13 protein-coding genes are annotated in these 16,577 nt (G+C 74.3%); 4 read left to right on the top strand and 9 right to left on the bottom strand.

What is annotated here, in order from left to right; translation table 11 throughout:
• Positions 1-50 precede the first annotated feature (50 nt).
• From AB0H52_RS20030 to AB0H52_RS20015, 4 genes are all read right to left on the bottom strand, one after another.
• A complete protein-coding gene (locus AB0H52_RS20030) occupies positions 51-935 on the bottom strand; it encodes an acyl-CoA thioesterase II (RefSeq protein WP_151491693.1) in 885 nt (294 codons plus the stop codon).
• Positions 932-2,380: a pyruvate kinase gene (gene pyk / locus AB0H52_RS20025; RefSeq protein WP_151491692.1), complete on the bottom strand. Its 1,449-nt coding sequence runs from the start codon at positions 2,378-2,380 to the stop codon at positions 932-934. Before pyk ends, AB0H52_RS20030 begins: the two co-directional genes overlap by 4 nt.
• A 199-nt stretch (positions 2,381-2,579) precedes the next feature.
• Positions 2,580-3,962 carry an FAD-binding oxidoreductase gene (locus AB0H52_RS20020; protein WP_357949176.1) on the bottom strand — a complete coding sequence of 461 codons (1,383 nt, stop codon included), beginning with the start codon at positions 3,960-3,962 and terminating at the stop codon, positions 2,580-2,582.
• A gap of 132 nt (positions 3,963-4,094) precedes the next feature.
• Positions 4,095-4,460 (bottom strand): YciI family protein, encoded by a 366-nt coding sequence (locus tag AB0H52_RS20015; RefSeq protein ID WP_151491690.1) that lies wholly within the window; start codon positions 4,458-4,460, stop codon positions 4,095-4,097.
• A gap of 235 nt (positions 4,461-4,695) precedes the next feature.
• Here AB0H52_RS20015 and AB0H52_RS20010 point away from each other — a divergent pair, with 235 nt between their 5' ends.
• Both AB0H52_RS20010 and AB0H52_RS20005 read left to right on the top strand, forming a co-directional pair.
• Complete coding sequence (locus tag AB0H52_RS20010) at positions 4,696-5,016, top strand: hypothetical protein (protein WP_151491689.1); 321 nt, start codon at positions 4,696-4,698, stop codon at positions 5,014-5,016.
• A complete protein-coding gene (locus tag AB0H52_RS20005) occupies positions 5,013-5,471 on the top strand; it encodes a hypothetical protein (RefSeq protein WP_151491688.1) in 459 nt (152 codons plus the stop codon). Before AB0H52_RS20010 ends, AB0H52_RS20005 begins: the two co-directional genes overlap by 4 nt.
• A 10-nt stretch (positions 5,472-5,481) precedes the next feature.
• Here AB0H52_RS20005 and AB0H52_RS20000 read toward each other — a convergent pair whose 3' ends face one another.
• On the bottom strand, positions 5,482-9,567 hold the full coding sequence (locus tag AB0H52_RS20000; RefSeq protein WP_357949172.1) for a CHAT domain-containing protein: 4,086 nt from the start codon (positions 9,565-9,567) through the stop codon (positions 5,482-5,484).
• Positions 9,568-9,745: 178 nt separating this feature from the next.
• Here AB0H52_RS20000 and AB0H52_RS19995 point away from each other — a divergent pair, with 178 nt between their 5' ends.
• Entirely contained in the window at positions 9,746-10,618 is an 873-nt protein-coding gene (locus AB0H52_RS19995; RefSeq protein ID WP_357949169.1) for an aldo/keto reductase, read from the top strand.
• 52 nt (positions 10,619-10,670) lie between these two features.
• On the opposite strand, the gene AB0H52_RS19990 is transcribed toward AB0H52_RS19995, so the two are convergent.
• From AB0H52_RS19990 to AB0H52_RS19980, 3 genes are all read right to left on the bottom strand, one after another.
• Positions 10,671-11,063: a hypothetical protein gene (locus AB0H52_RS19990; protein WP_151490078.1), complete on the bottom strand. Its 393-nt coding sequence runs from the start codon at positions 11,061-11,063 to the stop codon at positions 10,671-10,673.
• Between the two features lie 11 nt (positions 11,064-11,074).
• The gene (locus tag AB0H52_RS19985) at positions 11,075-13,285 is read right to left on the bottom strand and encodes a M48 family metalloprotease (protein WP_151490077.1); all 2,211 of its coding nucleotides are present in this window, start codon (positions 13,283-13,285) and stop codon (positions 11,075-11,077) included.
• Positions 13,286-13,458: 173 nt separating this feature from the next.
• Positions 13,459-14,259 carry an alpha/beta fold hydrolase gene (locus tag AB0H52_RS19980; RefSeq protein ID WP_357949166.1) on the bottom strand — a complete coding sequence of 267 codons (801 nt, stop codon included), beginning with the start codon at positions 14,257-14,259 and terminating at the stop codon, positions 13,459-13,461.
• Positions 14,260-14,463: 204 nt separating this feature from the next.
• Between AB0H52_RS19980 and AB0H52_RS19975 the strand changes: the two genes are divergently transcribed.
• Positions 14,464-15,819, top strand: coding sequence for a pentapeptide repeat-containing protein (locus AB0H52_RS19975; RefSeq protein WP_357949163.1), 1,356 nt, complete (start codon positions 14,464-14,466; stop codon positions 15,817-15,819).
• A gap of 8 nt (positions 15,820-15,827) precedes the next feature.
• On the opposite strand, the gene AB0H52_RS19970 is transcribed toward AB0H52_RS19975, so the two are convergent.
• Positions 15,828-16,403, bottom strand: a complete 576-nt coding sequence (locus AB0H52_RS19970; RefSeq protein ID WP_151490074.1) for a TetR/AcrR family transcriptional regulator — start codon at positions 16,401-16,403, stop codon at positions 15,828-15,830.
• Positions 16,404-16,577 lie beyond the last annotated feature (174 nt).

Raw genomic sequence — 16,577 nt, 5'->3', positions numbered from 1 at the left:
GTGCGCATCCCCGCCAGGTGCGTACCTGGCGGGGACGGGGCCGAGCGGGCTCAGGCGCCGACGCGGCGCAGCAGACCCTCCTGCACGGCGCTGGCGATCTGCCGGCCGTCGGTGGTGAACATCCGGCCGGTGGCCAGCCCTCGCGCGCCGGACGCCGACGGACTCCAGCAGTCGTAGAGGAACCACTCGTCGGCGCGGAACGGCCGGTGGAACCAGAGGGCGTGGTCGAGGCTCGCGCCGACCACACCGCCCGGCCCCCACACCTCGCCGTGTACGGACAGCACCGAGTCCAGCAGGGTGAGGTCCGAGGCGTAGGTGAGGGCGCAGGCGTGCAGCAGCGGGTCGTCGGGCAGTTTGCCGTCGATGCGCATCCACACCCGCTGGTGCGGGTCGGCCGGCCGGTCACCGGGGCGGACCCAGCCGGGCTCACCGACGTAACGCACGTCGATGGGACGCGGGATCTGACCCCAGATGCCCAGCCGCTCCGGGTAGCGGGCCAACCGGTCGCTCATCGTCGGTACGTCCTGCGGGGCGGGCACGTCCGGCGGGGCCGGCGCCTGGTGGTCCAGCCCCTCCTCGGCCCGCTGGAAGGACGCCGACATGAAGAAGATCGGCTTGTCGTGCTGGAGGGCGACCGCGCGGCGCACCGAGAAGGAGCGACCGTCGCGGATGTTCTCCACCTGGTAGGCGATCGGTTCGGCCGGGTCGCCGGGGCGGACGAAGTAGCCGTGCAGGGAGTGCACGAACCGCTCCGGGTCGACCGTGCGGCCGGCGGCGACCAGGGCCTGACCGGCTACCTGGCCGCCGAACACCCGCTGCGGGCCGACCCGGGGGCTCATCCCCCGGAACGTCATCTCCCCGGTCGAGTCGAGGTCCAGTACCTCCAGCAGCTGGTCCACCGCCGCCTGGCCGACCGCGACCCGACCGTCGCTCACTGCAGTGCCCGCGCCGACGCGGCGTCGACCAGCGAGCCCAGCTGGTGGACGCGCAGCGTGTTGGTCGAGCCGGGGGTGCCGGGCGGGCTGCCCGCCACGATCACCACGTAGTCGCCCGGGTTGGCCCGGTTGAGGCCGAGCAGCGCCTGGTCGACCTGGCGGAACATGTCGTCGGTGTGCTGCACGAACGGCATCAGGAAGGTCTCCACGCCCCAGGTCAGGGCGAGCTGGTCACGCACCTCGGGGACCGGGGTGAAGGCCAGCAGCGGCAGGTCACAGTGCAGCCGGGAGAGCCGTCGGACGGTGTCGCCGGTCTGCGAGAAGGCGACCAGGGCCTTGGCGTTGATGGCCCGGGCGATCGACGAGGCGGCCACGGTGAGCGCGCCGCCGTGGGTACGCGGGTCGTGCTGCAGCCGGGGCACGCCGATCGAGCCGGACTCGGTCGTCGTCACGATCTTGGCCATGGTGCTGACCGTCAGCACCGGGTACTTGCCGACGCTGGTCTCGCCGGACAGCATCACCGCGTCCGCGCCGTCGAGCACCGCGTTGGCCACGTCGGAGGCCTCCGCCCGGGTGGGGCGGGAGTTCTCGATCATGGAGTCGAGCATCTGGGTGGCCACGATGACCGGCTTGGCGTTCTCCCGGCACAGCTGCACGGCCCGCTTCTGCACCAGCGGGACCTCGTCCAGCGGCATCTCGACACCGAGGTCACCGCGGGCGACCATCACGCCGTCGAAGGCCAGCACGATGGCCTCGAGGTGCTCCACGGCCTCCGGCTTCTCGACCTTGGCCAGCACCGGCCGGAACACGCCCTCCTCGGCCATGATCCCGTGCACGAGCTTGATGTCCTCGGCCGACCGGACGAAGGACAGGGCGACCAGGTCGACACCGAGCCCGAGGGAGAAGCGCAGATCCTCGGCGTCCTTGTCCGACATGGCGGGAACGCTGACCGCCACGTTGGGCAGCGAGACGCCCTTGTTGTTGGAGACCGGACCGCCCTCGGTGACCAGGCAGCGGATGTCGTTGCCGGTGACGTCGGTGACCTCGACGGCGACCCGGCCGTCGTCGATCAGCAGGCGGTCACCGGGCTTCACCTCCTGCGGCAGCTTGCGGTACGTGCAGGAGACCCGCTCCTTGGTGCCGACGATGTCGTCGCCGGTGATCACGACCGAGTCGCCGGTGCGCCACTCGTGCGGGCCGTCGGCGAACCGGCCAAGCCGGATCTTGGGCCCCTGCAGGTCGGCGAGGACGGCCACCGGCTTGCCGGCCGCCTCGGACGCCTCCCGGACCAGCCGGTAGACCGCCTCGTGATCGGCGTGGCTGCCGTGGCTGAAGTTGAGCCTCGCCACGTTCATACCGGCCTCGACGAGGCCCCGGATGCGCTCCGGGGACGAGGTGGCGGGGCCAAGAGTGCAGACGATCTTCGCGCGGCGTGTCACGCCCATCAGGCTAGTCTCTCCTTCGGGTCGGATTCGTGGCCGACCCCTTGCAGGCAGCGGAACAGGTGTCCAACGACGCGCGGTGCACGTCGGGCCGGCGGGCAGAACCGCACCGGGAACGTTGTGGCGACGGGCAACGGCGACCGCGCGCCCGGAATCGTACGCCTCCGCCCGCGTACACCCTCGGGGTGCTCCCGGCGGCGGCTCACCCGCGGTGCCCCGACGGGGGCAGGGTGGGCACCGCGGTGATCAGGTCGCGGGGGTCGTAGTGCCGCTTGGCCTGCCGCAGGCGCGCCCAGTTCGGGCCGTAGGCCAGCCGGACCCGGTCGGTCTCCTCCGGGGCGAGCAGGTTCGGATAGCCGCCGGGCAGGGCGAGCGGTGCGAGGGCCGCCGAGGTGTGCTCGGCCCAGTCCCGGTGCGGTCCGGCCTCCTCCCCCGGCGCCCAGACCGCGATGATCTCGGTGAGCACGTGGTCGGTACGCAGGCCGAACGCGGTGTCGGCGAGCCCGACCCGGGTGGCCGCGCCGTGGAAGTGGTGCAGGGCCACCGCGGAGTGCGGCGAGCTGACCTGCCGGGCGGCGTCGACGAGTGTGTCCACGGCGCCGTCGGTGAGCCCCGGCAGCCAGCGGGTGCGCAGCAGATAGTGGTTGCCGTCGACCATCCCGCCGTCGAACATCCGCACCGCGTCCGCGTACGGCATCGGGGTGATCTGGTCGACCAGCGGCGTGCCCAGCGCCCGCAGCCGGTCCATCCACGGCTGCCCGGCGTCCAGGTCCGGGCCGCTGTAGAACGGGCAGACGAAGACCACCGGCTCGCCGGCCGGGCCGGGCAGGAAGCCGGCCATCACGGTCAGCTCGTCCGGGGCCTCGGCGAGCAGCGCGCCGTAGCCGCGCAGCACGGCCGGCGCCTCGGCCAACGCGAACATGATCATGCCGGCCAGCACGCCGGGCAGCCGGTGCGCGCGGTAGCGCAGCTCGGTGACCACGCCGAGGTTGCCCCCGCCACCGCGCAGCGCCCAGTACAGCTCGGCGTCGTGATCCGGATCGGCGGTGACCCGACGGCCGTCGGCGAGGACCACCTCGGCACCGAGCAGGTTGTCCAGGGGCAGCCCGAACCGGCCGCACAGCGGGCCGTAACCGCCGGCCAGGGTCAGCCCGGCCATGCCCACGTCCCGGACGGTGCCGGTGGGCACCACCAGGCCGTACGGGTGGGCGGCGGCCAGCAGACCGGCCGCCGTCACCCCGCCGCCGACGGTGATCGTGGCCGTGTCCGCGTCGATGTCGACAGCGCGCAGTCCGGTCAGGTCGAGCACCACACCGCCGTCGCGCAACGCCCGCCCGGCCCAGTCGTGGCCGCCGGAGCGGACCGACACCGGCAGGTGGCACCGGGCGGCGACGCGGAGCACGCCGGCGACCTCGTCGGCGTCCAGGCACTCGGCGACCAGCGCGGGCGAACGGTCCACGGCGCCGTTCCAGAGCCGGGTGGTGGTGTCGAAGGCGGGATCGCCCGGCTCGTGCAGCCGGTCACCGAGCAGGGCGCGCAGCCGGGCTGCGGCGGACGCGACGTCGGGGCTGGCGGCGGAGATCATGGCGACTCCTCGACCGGGGCCGACCAGTGGCGCCGGGTACGCCCCGGCGGCGGCCCGCGCAGGGCGCGACCGTAGCACCGGCGGGCGGCCGGACGCCGTCACCATCACGACAGCCACCGATGGACCGCCAGGTCAGCTCTGAGTCTTCACCAGCGGGAACTCCAGTGAACCGGCCGGGCAGAGGAAGGTCAGCACGTCCACCCGGTAGAGACCGGCCTGCACGGCCGGATCGGCTTCGAGGACGCTGCGGACGTCGTCGACACTGCCGGTGCGGGCCAGCCCGAAGCCGATCGGCGGGTCTGGGTTGCGGGCCGGCCCGTCCACCGAGCCGGCGACCAGGATGATGCCGCTGCGCTGCAACGCCTGCATGTGCTCGGTGTGCTCGGCCTGCAACCGTTGCACGGTCTCGGCGGGCAGGGCCCGTCCGGCCGCGCCGGGATAGATCACGATGCACTCGTACGTGTCGAGCGCGAAGTTGAGCTGCGGCACTCCCGCCATGGGTGCTCCCTCCGCCGTCGCGCCGGCACGTACCGGCCCGGCCGGTGTCGCCGGCACGAGCCCCAGCGTCGCACGCCGGTGCCGGCCGTACGGGTCGCTCGGCGCAACTGACCCCGGTCGGGTTGGCGCCGGGCATCGACGATCGATGCGGACGTCGACCCGTTGGTCCACCCGGTCGGGGTGCCGTGACCGACTACGGTGGACGATCCGGGCGGCGGGCCTTTGGGAGGTCGGGATGGGTGACGACGAGCCGGCGGCGGGCGCGCTGCCGTACGCCGAGGTGACCGACGAGGCGTACGCGGCGCGGGCCGCGGCGGGCTTCGCGGTGCGCGAGTTCGAGTTCGCGGTGCAGCTCAGCGGGCGGTGCCCCCGCTGCGACCACTCGATGACCAGCACCCTCGTCGACGGGCTGTACCGGCGGGACGCCTCGGTGGTGGCGTCGGATCCGGACTACCGCACGGTGCTCTGCGAGTGCGAGGCCGACCATCCGGCCCGGCCGCTCGGGTTGCGCGGGTGCGGCGCGCACTGGACGTTGCGGCTGGAGGTCGAGGCATGATCCGGCTGCGTCCCGGGCCGCCCGCGACCGTCGCCGACCTGCGCCGCGCCCAGCAGGTGGCGGGTCTGCTGCGCGGCGAGTTGGAGCGGGTGCGTGCGGCCGCGGTGGCCTGGCGCAACGGTCTCGGTGGGCTGCTGGTGGCGTTGGTCGGGTTCAGCCTGATCCGGGGCCGCACCGACGTCACCACCCTCGCGTCCGGCTGGGGGACGCTGGTCGGGGTGCTGCTGCTCGCCGCGCTGGCCGCCGGCGTGGGCGGGGCGTTGGCGCTGCTGCGCGCGGCGCACGGCCGGTTGACGGTGACCCCGGTGGCGGACCTCCCGCCGGCCCCGCTCGGCGACCATCTGGAGGCCCTGGCGGCGGTCCGGTTCCTGCGCACCGGGGTGTGGCTGGTGCTGCTCTGCACCGCACTGCTGGTCGCCGCCGTCGGGGTGACCTGGTACGCGCCCGGTGCCTGACCGGGGCTCGTCAGGGGCCGAGGTGGGCGTAGCCCGCCCACACGTCGGGTAGCCCGGGCAGGGCGGCGCGGAGCTGACGGACCGCCTGGTGCAGGGCCGCGGCCGCCCGGTCCGGTGCGATCCCGCCGGGCACCGCCAGGCCGTCGTACACGTCGGCGCAGAGCCGCACGGTCAACGCGTCCGAGATGGACCAGAGCGCGCCGATGACCTGCCGAAACCCGGCGAGCTGGAACGCGGTGCCGAGGGTGAGCGCCTCGTCGGGCAGGGCCGCCCCGCCGCGTACCGTCTCGCAGGCGGAGAGGACGGCCAGCGCGGCCGGGTTGCCGGCGGAGCGCCACAGGTCCCGGACGTGCAGCGCGCCCCCGGCCAGCGCGAGGCGCCCCCAGGCCGGTGCCCGCAGGTCCTGTGTGCCGTGACAGGACAGGTGGACGACCGGCTGGTCGGGCAGCGCGGCCAGCACCGCCGCCGGGGTGGCCGACGGGCCGAGCAGCGAACGGACCCGGGGCACGTGCCGGCGGACGATCTCCTCCTCCCGGCCGACGCCGGGCAGGTCGGCCAGACCCGGGGTCTGGGGCATGCCGACCACCAACGCCGAGTCGACCGGTTCGGGTCGGGGCGGTGCGCCACGGCGGGCGTGCGCCAGCGCCCGCAGCGAGGCCGTGTACGACGGCACCACCCGGTCGAGCACCCCGTCGCCGCCGTCGAGCGGGCCGGCCGCGTGCAACGGCAGCAGGGTGAGCAGCCCGGTGGGGCACCACCACAGTCGTGGCCAGCCCGCGTCGGGCTGGGCCGCTCCGGACGGGGCCGCCTCGGGCAGGGCCGCCTCGAGCACCGGTGCGGCGACGACCCGCCACAGCCAGTCCACGGTGCGGCCGACCTCGGCACGTGCCGCCGCTCGACGCCGCTGCGTCTGCGGCTCCGAGGCGTCCGGCGCCGCCGGGCCGGTGAGCACCGCGATCGCGGTCAGGAAACCTGCCGTCCGGTCGACCAGCTCGGCCAGGGTCAGCTCGGGCAGCGGCACCAACTCGACCCGACCGTCGGCGACGACAAGCGCGTCGCAGCGCCGGGCGGCCACGTTCACCAGCACCACGGGACCGCCGACGGCGGCACCGGCCAGCGCGGCGAACGGCGGCGGGCGGAGGAAGTCGGCGAACCCGGGCCGGTCGCGGATCTCGGCCAACAGGTCGCGCCGGCGGACGGCGAGGTCGTAGCGCCGCTCCGGGGCCGCCCCCGCCCCGCCCGGCGGTGACACCGCGCCGGACGGCGGCGACACCACCCCGCCCGGCGGTGACAGCGCGCCGGACGGCGGCACGACGAAGTCGTCGAGGGCGGCCTGCACCTCGGCGAGCCGAGCGGCCAGGCGGGGTGCCTGGGCCCGCAGTGCGGCCAGGTCGGCGCCCGCGTCGTGGGCCCGGGTCAGCAGGACGCCCCGGCCGTACTCGAGCAGCTCGACCGCGCGCCGCGGCCGGTCGAGGGCGATGGCGACCGCCGCCGCGTCGCTGGCCAGGCCGGGAAACAGGCCGAGCAGGCGGGCCTGGTCGTCGGGGTCCATGCCGTGCCAGGCCACCAGGTCGATCAGCTCGATCGCGGTGGCGTACCCGTCGAGGGCCGCCGGCAGGTCACCGGCCGCCTCGGCGTGTGCCGCGTACCGGCTGGCCGCACTGGCGCGCAGCAGCGACGGCGCGGCCTCGACCTGGGCGGCGGCGCGCAGCACGGCGGTCGCCTCGGTCAGCGCGGCGGCGCGCAGCACGGTGGTCGCCTCGGCCAGCGCGGTGGCACGCGGCACGGCGCTCGCCTCGACCAGTGCGGCGGACCCGTCGGCCTCGGCCTCGGCGACCGCTTCGAGGGCGGTGGCGAGGTTGCTCAGGCACATGGTGCGGGCGGGATGCTCGGCGGACAGCGCGCCGACCGCACCCCGGAACGTGGCCAGCATGGCCTCGGCGTCGGCGTCGGCGCGTCCCGCCCGGAAGCGCAGCAGCAGGGCGTTGCCGAGGTTGGTACGGATCCGGTGCCGGTCCACGCCCACCAGGGGTCGGTCATCCAACCGCTTCAGCAGACCGATCGCCTCGTCCAGTGCCGCCGGGTCGTCGCGCAGCGGGTGCCGCAGCAGGTGGGCCAGGGCGAGGGTGGCCAGCGTCTGGACGTACTCGGACGGTTCGGCGTCCCGCTCGGCCAGGTCGGCGGCCTCGCGCAGCGCGGTGACCGCCGCGTCGGAGTCCCGGGCGACGCCGGCCGCGACCTCGTCGGCGGGTACGCCCCCGGTGGGCAACGCGCCGTCCAGGGCGAGTTCGACACGGCGGTTCAGCGCGGAGCCGTAGTTGGTCAACGCCGGCAACCGGTCCGGGTGCCCGGCCGGCGCGGTCCCGGTCACCTGGGCCAGCACCTCGATGGCCTCGGTGAGGGTCGCCAGGTCCTGCGTCGAGGCGAACAGGGCCTGCAGCACCAGGCCCAGGTTCGAGCGGTAGCGGGGCAGCAGGTCGGCGTCCGTCGCGACGGCCGCCACCGCGTCGCGCAGCGCCGCGGCGGCCGGCTTCAGCAGCGCCGGTTCCCCGGCGAGGTCGGAGAGTTCGCGCAGCGCGTTGCCGAGGTTGTTGAGCACCTGGTGGCGCAGCGGGTTGCTGCGGGCCAGCAGCGACCCGGCCTCGGTGAGCGCGTCGCAGGCGGCCCGCAGCGCGTCCACCCCGCCCAGATCGAGGTGGCCCCGGCCGAGCGCGTAGCCGAGGTCGGCGAGCAGGCGGGCCCGACCGGCCCGCTCCCGGGTGACGGCGACACCGTCGCGCAGCAGGCGCACCGCCTCGGCGATGTCGTCGACGCGACGCCGCTGCTCGTACCGGGTGACCAGCAGGCCGGCCACGGCGTGGCGTACCTCGTCGCGGTCCGGACCGCCGTGGGTCGACCCGACGGCGGCCGCCGCCCGGTACGCCTCGATCGCCGCGTCGAGGTCGGCCGGGGCGGCGTCGGCCTCATGCCGTACGGCGAGCAGGGCGGCGAGCCCGGCGTGCGCGGTGCCGGCCAGGTCCGGTGCGAGCCCGCCGAACCCGGTCAACGCCGACCGGTACGCGTCGATCGCGGCGTCCCGGTCGGCGGGCGTGCGGTCGCGCAGGAACCGTTCGGCGAGGGCCGTGCCGTGCAGTGCGGCGACCCGGGGATCGCCGCTGTGGCGGGCCGCGTCGAAGGCGTCGACCGCCTCGTCCAGGTCGCCGGGTCGCCCGCGCAGCCGCCACCGGTCGCGCAGCCGCTGCCCCAGGTTGGTGCGTGCCATGGCCCCCACCGGTGCGCTCGCGCCGGCGGTCCGGGCGGCGTCGCGCAGCAGGGTGATCGCCTCGTCCAGGTCGGCCGGGTCGTCGTCGGTCTCGTACCGGTCGCTCAGGACGTTGCCGAGGTTGAACAACCGGACCGGACGTTCCGGGTCACCGACCGGGGTGGACTCCAGGCTCTCCCGGTGCGCGTCGATCGCGGCCGGCAGGGCACGCCGCCGGCCCAGGTGCTGGAACTGGTCGCGGTGCACCTTGCCGAGGGCGGACAGGTAGTGCAGCCGCTCCGGCGCGTCGGGCGGGGTGCCGGCGACCGCCTGCCGCAGCAGCGCCTCGGCGCGGTCGGCGGCCCGGTAGTCGTGGCTGGCCTCCGCCGCGCCCATCAGCAGGACCGCCTCGACGTACTGTGCGCCGGCCGCGTCGTCCGCCGCGCGGGGGTTCGGGAGGCGACGCGGCGGGGCGGGGTCGCGGGGGCCCGGGACGCGGGCCGCACCCGGTCCGCCGACGCCCAGGACGGCCAGCAGCGACGGCGGCACCCGGTGCGGGGCGAAGCGCAGCAGGAACTCGGTGAGCTGCACGGCCTGCGCGAGGTCGTCGGCGTCCTCACCCGGGGGCAGCAGCTGGTAGCGGTACGAGTGCAGGCAGGCGAGCAGGACGACGCCCTCGACGACCGGCTCCGGCAGGGGCCCGTCCGTCGGCGTGGCGGTCACCAGCTCGATGACCGTCTCGGCGTCGCGGATCGCCCCGGAGTCGAGCACCTCGCGGGGGTTCCGGGTGGCCGCGAAGCGGTCCAGCCGCTGCCGCAGCCGGCGTACCGGGTCGGGTCTGAACCGTCGCCACATCGCGCCTCCCCCGAGCGGCCTCGTTCAGAGGTAGCAGACCGGACAGTGGGCACGCCAGGGGTAGCACCACCCCAATTCGCCACCCTGCGGGGATACCTCGGCGCGATTCGGGGATCATCAGCTGGGTGGTGGGTGGCTGGGCTCCCACCACGCGACGACACGATTGGGGAATCCGCGAATGGCGACCGATATCAGTAAGCAGCCCGCGAAGGCGTCCGGCACGTACCGGATCGGCGGCGACGTCACGGTCAACCGGCTCGGCTACGGGGCGATGCAGATCACCGGCCCGGGTGTCTGGGGCGACCCGAAGGACCCGGCGGAGGCGCTGCGGGTGCTGCGCCGGGCCGTCGAGCTGGGCGTGACGTTCATCGACACCGCCGACTCGTACGGGCCGTTCGTCTCCGAGCTGCTGATCCGCGAGGCCCTGCACCCGTACGCCGATGATCTGGTCATCGCCACCAAGGCCGGGCTGACCCGCTCCGGGCCGGGCGACTGGCGTCCGGTCGGCCGTCCGGAGTATCTGCGCCAGCAGTGTGAGCTGAGCCTGCGCCACCTCGGGCTGGACAGCATCCCGCTCTACCAGCTGCACCGGATCGACCCGCAGGTGCCGCTCGCCGATCAGCTGGGCGAGCTGGCGTTGCTGCGCGAGGAGGGCAAGATCCGGCACATCGGGTTGTCCGAGGTGAGCGTGGAGCAGATCGAGCAGGCCCGGGCGATCACCGAGATCGTCTCCGTGCAGAACCTGTACAACCTCGCCAACCGCAGCGCCGAGGACGTGCTGGAGTACTGCGAGCGCAACGACCTCGCGTTCATCCCGTGGTTCCCGATCGCGACCGGTGAGCTGGCCCGGCCCGGCGGCCCGCTGGACGCGATCTCCGCCGGGCAGGGCGCCACGCCCGCACAGCTCGCGCTGGCCTGGCTGCTGCGCCGCTCGCCGGTGATGCTGCCGATCCCGGGTACGTCCTCGGTGGCGCACCTGGAGGAGAACGTGGGAGCGGCCGACGTACGACTCACCGACGACGAGTTCGACGCGCTGAGCAAGGCGAGCTGAGCAAGGCGAGCTGAGCAAGGCGAGCTGACCCGCCGGGTCGGACGCCGCCGGGTCAGTCGGCGGCGTCCGACCCGGAATCCCGGGCGGCCCGCAGCGCCTCGGTCGCCTGTGCCAGCAGCCGGGCGGAGTCGGTGCGCCCGGTCACCTGCAGTTCCACCTCGGTGTCTCCGGCCTGGATCCGGATGCTGGCCTCGGTGCGCTGCTGGTCGACCCAGGACTGCAACAGGTTGAACAACCCCGGAAGCAGCCCCTGGGCCAGCACCGCGATGATCACCGCGTCGCTGAAGCCCGGCCGTCCCCCGCCGCCACCACCCGGACGGACCACCGGCCGGTACACCGGGCTGCGATGGATCCAGTCGAGCAGGGCGACCGGTGGCGGTTGCCGCTGGCGGGGGTTGATGGTCAGCCGGACGGGCAGCCGGGCCTCGGCGTCACGGTCGGTCACGATCTCTCCGGTCAGTTGGTGGCGGGGCGGAAGGTGACGGTGTCCCCGTCGGCGGTGGCGACGCCCGCGACGGTGAACGCGTCCTCCTCGGTGAACGGTGCGCTGCTGCCGAAGTACGTGGTGGTGCCGCTGACCTGCACCTTCCCCTGCGTCTCGTACGGAGTGCCGACCTGGGCGGTGGCCGGGCCGGTCAGCTCGACGGTGAGCTTCGGGTACTCCAGGATCTTCCAGGTCACCTTCTGCGTGGAGCCGCCGTAGTGGCGGAACGGGCAGCCCGGCGGTGCGACGACCGTCTGCTTGGCGCACTCGTCCAACCACGCGCGGACCCGGGCGTCGACGGCCTCGAGCGCCGCCGGCTTGAGCACCGGAGCCAGTTGCAGGGTCGCCGTGCTCTGCCCCGGCCCGACCGTCACGGTCTCGTTCGGCGTCTCGCTGAGCGCGCTGGACGGGCCGCTCGCGGTGTAGGTGCCCGCCAGCAGCGCCAGCGGAGGGCCCTCGGTGGCGCCCGGCAGCTCCACCCCGTTGAGCCGCACCCCGGGGCCGGCGACCGGCGCGTCGAGCTGGCTCAGGCCGCCGCCCAACCGCCAGCCGTGGAACAGCCCCGCGGTGGCGTCGTCGGAGCGGTAGAGGGTCAGAGTGGCGGTCTGCGGCGCGTCGGCCAGCCGGTACGCCACCGTGGCCGTCGCGGTGTCGCCGTCGCGCTCCAGCGAGGTGATCTCGACGTCGGTGGGCGGCTGGTAGCCCTTGCCGCGCAGCAGCTGGGCGAGCAGCTTGCGGTCGGTGACGCCGCTCTGATCGGCCAGGAAGCCGAGCGCGGCGTCGCTGTCCCGGTCGGCGAGCGCGGAGAAATACCCGTCGACCGCCGCCTGCGGCCGGAAGAACGCCCACTGCACCACGCCGAGCCCGCCGGTGCCGACGCAGGCTGCCAGCAGAAGGGCGCCGACCACCAACCAGGTACGCCGGGTGCCGACCGGGCCGGACTGGCCGAACAGCCCCTCGGCCGTGACGGCGGCGGACTCGCCCGCCCCGGCGGGCACACCGGCCACCGACGCCCGGTCCAGTGCGTCGAGCCGAAGCTCGTGCGGTGGGTGGGTGGCGCAGACCGCCTCGTCCCAGCCGCTGCGGCCGGACTCGAACGACAGCCGGCGTTCCAGGATGCGCCGGAGCCCGTCGACGTGCCCGGTGAGCACGGCGCCGAGGTCGGCCCGGTACTCCGCGGCGCGGACGTCGCGGGCGTGCAGCGGCAGCACCACGTACCGCATGGTGAGCAGCACCGGCCAGAAGAACACGAAGACCACGAAGTTGGTGGCCGGGTGCGGGAAGGTGCGCATCAGCCAGGTCGGCAGGGCGTGCGCGAGGGTCAGCGGCAGGCCGACACCGCGGACGAAGGCGCTGGTGATCTCGTCCCCGGTGCGCCAGTGCACCAGCTCGTGGCTGAGCAGCGCGGCGACCTCGTCGTCCGGTTCGGTCAGCACGGCGGTGGTGACCACCACGTGCCGGGCGTACGTGCGGGCGTTGCTCAGGACGGGATCGTCCTCCATGAGCAGCCGTGGCACGGTAGGCAGGCCGAGCCGGCGCGCGCAGTCCTCCAGCACGGGGCGCAGCCGCGCGACCTCACGACGGCTGGGCTGGCGGGCGCCGGAGACCACCAGCAGGCGCGGTTCCAGCAGCACCCGGTAGAGCGTGTAGAGGACCCCGATCAGCGCCGCCGCGCCGACCGTGCCGACCAGGCCGGTGATCACCGCGAAGGGCTCGTCGGCGGACCCCAGCCAGGGCAGCACGAGTACGACGAGGAAGCCAATCAGGAACCCGGCGACGAAGCCGACCACGCCGCCGAGCACCCCGCCGGAGCGGCTGAGGAACGCGTCCAGCAGGGAGCCGATCAGCGGCGCGTCGCGCAGCACCGACGGCACCTGGTCCTCGGTGCCGAACCCGCCGGCGAAGAGCCCGGCGACGGCGAAGGCGAGACCGCCCCAGAACGCCAGGAGCAGCGCGACCGGCAGATAGAACCAGGTGGCGACGAAGGCGCCGAGCACACCCCGCCAGTCCCGCAGGATTCCGGCGCGCAGCCAGACCAGCGCGTTGGGATAGCCGGGTGGCCGGTCGGCGAATCCGCCGGTGGGTGTCGGTGTGTCGGCCGCCGGCGGTTCGGCGGCTCGGACATCGAGCTGCGGCACGGTCGGCGGTGTGCCCTCCGGCGGCGCGGTGTGCGGCTCGGTCATGCCCGCTGCTCCTTCTGACAGGTCGCGTCTCTGTCCGTTTTGGACAGCCGGAGCAGGCTATCGAGGACATCTGATGTCTGCCACACCCTTTCGCGGGATCGTCGTCCACCCGACACTCGCCGCCGCGCGCCCCGTGGAGGTGGCCCCCTGCGGGACCACCTCCACGGACCGGGTCAGAGCGCGAGGCAGTTGGGTCGCACCGGGCCGTCGACCAGGGCGCCGCGCACGATGGTGTACGCGGTGCCGTCGAGCACCAGGCCGAGGTGCCCGACGACCCGCAGCGGGCAGTACGCCTGGATCAGCACGTTCGTCGCCCCGTCGTTGACGGCGGCGTTCCCGGTGGGCCGGACCAGTTCGTCCTGGAGAGTTCGGATGGTGGTGTAACGCACCCCGCCCGGTGTGTCGTCGCCGGCGTTGAGGTCGGCGAGGAACGCCGAGCCGATGGTCATCTGCTGGCAGGCCACGATGCCGGCGCAGCTGCCGAGGCCCAGTAACGCCACGATGTTCGCCACGTAGGTGCCGTACTGCGGTGTGCCCAGGCTGACGTACCGGCCGATGGTGGCGGTGCCGCCGAGCCGTTTGAGGTAGTAGCGGCTGACCAGGCCACCCTCGGAGTGGGCGACGAGGTCGACGGTCGACGCCCCGGTGCTGGCGCGTACCTGCTCGACGTAGCTGGCGAAGGCGCGGGCGGAGGTGGGGATGTCGCCGAGGCCCAGGTTGGGCAGTTGGTAGATGAAGGTCCGGTAGCCGTCGCCGCGCAGGCGGGCGGCGATCGGCTCGTACGCGACGGCGACACCGCTGAGCCCGCCGACCACGATGACCGGGTTGGCGGCAGCGACGGTGGCGGTGGCGACGGTGGCGGTGGCGACGGTGGCGGTGGCGGTGGCGGCGGGCGCGGCGGTGGCCGCGGTGGTGGTCGCGAGGACGGCGGCGGTGGCGAGAGCCAGGACGAGGGCGGTCTTTCGGAGCAGCATGGCTGCACCTCCGGGGGGAGGCACCCGGCGAACCGGGCAGGTGGGTGGGGGTGTCCGGTCGACCGTGCGACGATGATGCCCGCAACAATTCGGAAACGTCAATGACTTGTTACGCGCCGGTAACCCGTTGTCCCGGCGAGGGCGCAAACGGGCATAACGCTGCTCTCCATATCGGACGGAGCCGGTGGCTGGCATGCTGTGGCCGTGGTTGCCGACGAACCTCCCGAGCGCCAGCTGCGGGTGATGCCGTGGTGGCTGGTCCTGGTCGGCCTGCTGCTCGCCGCCGCCCTGGGCTGGCTGGTCCTAGACCTGCTGCTCGCCGAGGCCGACCGGGCCGGCCAGCCGGACGTCCGCGCCACCCTGCGCATCGACGCGATCCGCACCGGGCTGACCGTGGTCGCCGGCACCGGCGGTGGACTGGCCCTGCTGCTGGCCGCGCGTCGTCAGTGGATCGCCGAACGCGCGCAGCGGCATCAGGAGAGCGTCGCCACCCGGGACCAGGCGCACCGTGACCGGGTGCAGGCGCACGCCGAGTCGGTGGCCGAGGCCGCGCAGCGCCACCAGGACCGGCAGTCCGGGGCGGCCGAACACGACGCGGCGGAGCGCCGGCTCACCGAGCTGTACACCCGAGCGGTCGAGCTGCTCGGCAACGACAGTGCGGCCGTACGCCTGGGCGGGCTGCACGCGTTGGAACGCCTCGGGCAGGACAATCCGGCGCAGCGACCGACGATCGTGGCGGTGCTCTGCGCGTACCTGCGGATGCCGGCGCCGAACGACGAGCCGCGCGAGACCGAGGTCCGGCGCACCGCGCAGCGGGTCCTGACCCGGCACCTGCGCGCGGACGGCGCGGACCACTGGCCCGGCGTCGTGCTGGACCTGACCGGCGCCGCCCTGGTCGACGTCGACGCCACCGGCTGCACGCTGGTCGACGCGAACTTCACCGCGGCGACGTTCACCGGCACGACGACCTTCGCGGGTGCGACCGCGAAGGGGCGTCTCCTGCTCGCGGCGGCGGTCTTCGATGACGTGGTCTTCGACGATCTCGACGCCGACGGGGAGGTCGTGCTGGACGGTGCCCGCTTCGGCGGTTCGGCCAGCTTCGACGGTGCCACGTTCGACGGCCTGTCCTGCCGGCGGTCCAGTTTCGCCGGCCCGGCCTCATTCCGGCGGGCGACCTTCGGCCAGCCGACCAGTTTCGACGCGACCCGCTTCGAGGACACCGCCGCGTTCCGGGAGGCCGAGTTCGTCGGTGGGCTGTCGATGGAGCACACCGAGTTCGGCGGGTCGGCCAGCTTCCACGCCGTGCGTTTCGCGAACATGGCGCTGTTCCGCTGGACGGTCTTCGGCGCGGAGGCGCTGTTCGACCATGCCCGCTTCACCGACGCCGCGAACTTCGGCCGAGCCCGGTTCCACGGCATGGCCAGCTTCCGCGACGCGCGGTTCAGCCGGCCACCGCAGGTCGACCAGGCCCGGGCGGTGGCCGATCCCGCTCACCGCTGGCCGGCGGGTGCCGTGGTCGAACGACTCGACGACGACTGGCTGCTGCTGGTCGACCGCTGAGCGGCAGGTCAGCGAGCCGGCGCGCGCAGCCCGTCGAGGGCCACACCGAGGACCCGGTCGCGCTGCTCGGGTGAGGGGAACTGGGCCATGGTGAGGCCGCTGATCAGCCGCACCACGTCGTCGAAGGCGATGTCGTCGCGGACCACACCGGCGGCCTGCGCGCGGCGCATCAACGGCTCGCCGGCGGCGTAGATCTCCGTGCGGCAGCTCTGGAAGATCTCCGAGTCGTGCAGCAACTGCTCGGCGAGCGCCCGCTTGGTGGCGACGTACGCGACGAAGCGGTGCAGCCACGCGACGAGGGCGTCCCACGGGGGCAGCTCGGCCAGGTCCTCGGCGGAGCGGCTCAGTGCCCGGACCTCCTCGACGTACACGGCCTCGAAGAGGTGCCGGCGGGTCGGGAAGTTGCGGTAGAGCGTGCCGATGCCCACCCCGGCCCGGCGGGCCACGTCCTCCAGGGAGGCGGCGGCGCCGTGCTCGGCGAACGCGTCGCGTGCCGCCGCGACCAGGGCGTCGTAGTTGCGCCGCGCGTCGGCCCGCTTGGGCCGCTGCGCGAAGACCTCGGGCATCTGCCCCGCGCTGGTCATGACGTGCGTCACCTCACCTCGGTTGCATCCGGAGGCAACCCTCCGCTAGCTTAGTGGAGGCACCCCTCCGGAAAGCCCGGAGGGAGCCCTCCGCTTAGCTTACCTCGGGATCCGCCCGATCCGCCTGGCCACCCGATCGCCCGGACCCGACAGCTCCGCCCGTCACGGACGACG

This window comes from Micromonospora sp. NPDC050695, assembly GCF_040654415.1.
GTDB lineage: Bacteria > Actinomycetota > Actinomycetes > Mycobacteriales > Micromonosporaceae > Micromonospora.
The sequence above is the reverse complement of the archived record's forward strand: the minus strand, read 5'-3'. Positions and strand labels throughout refer to the sequence as shown.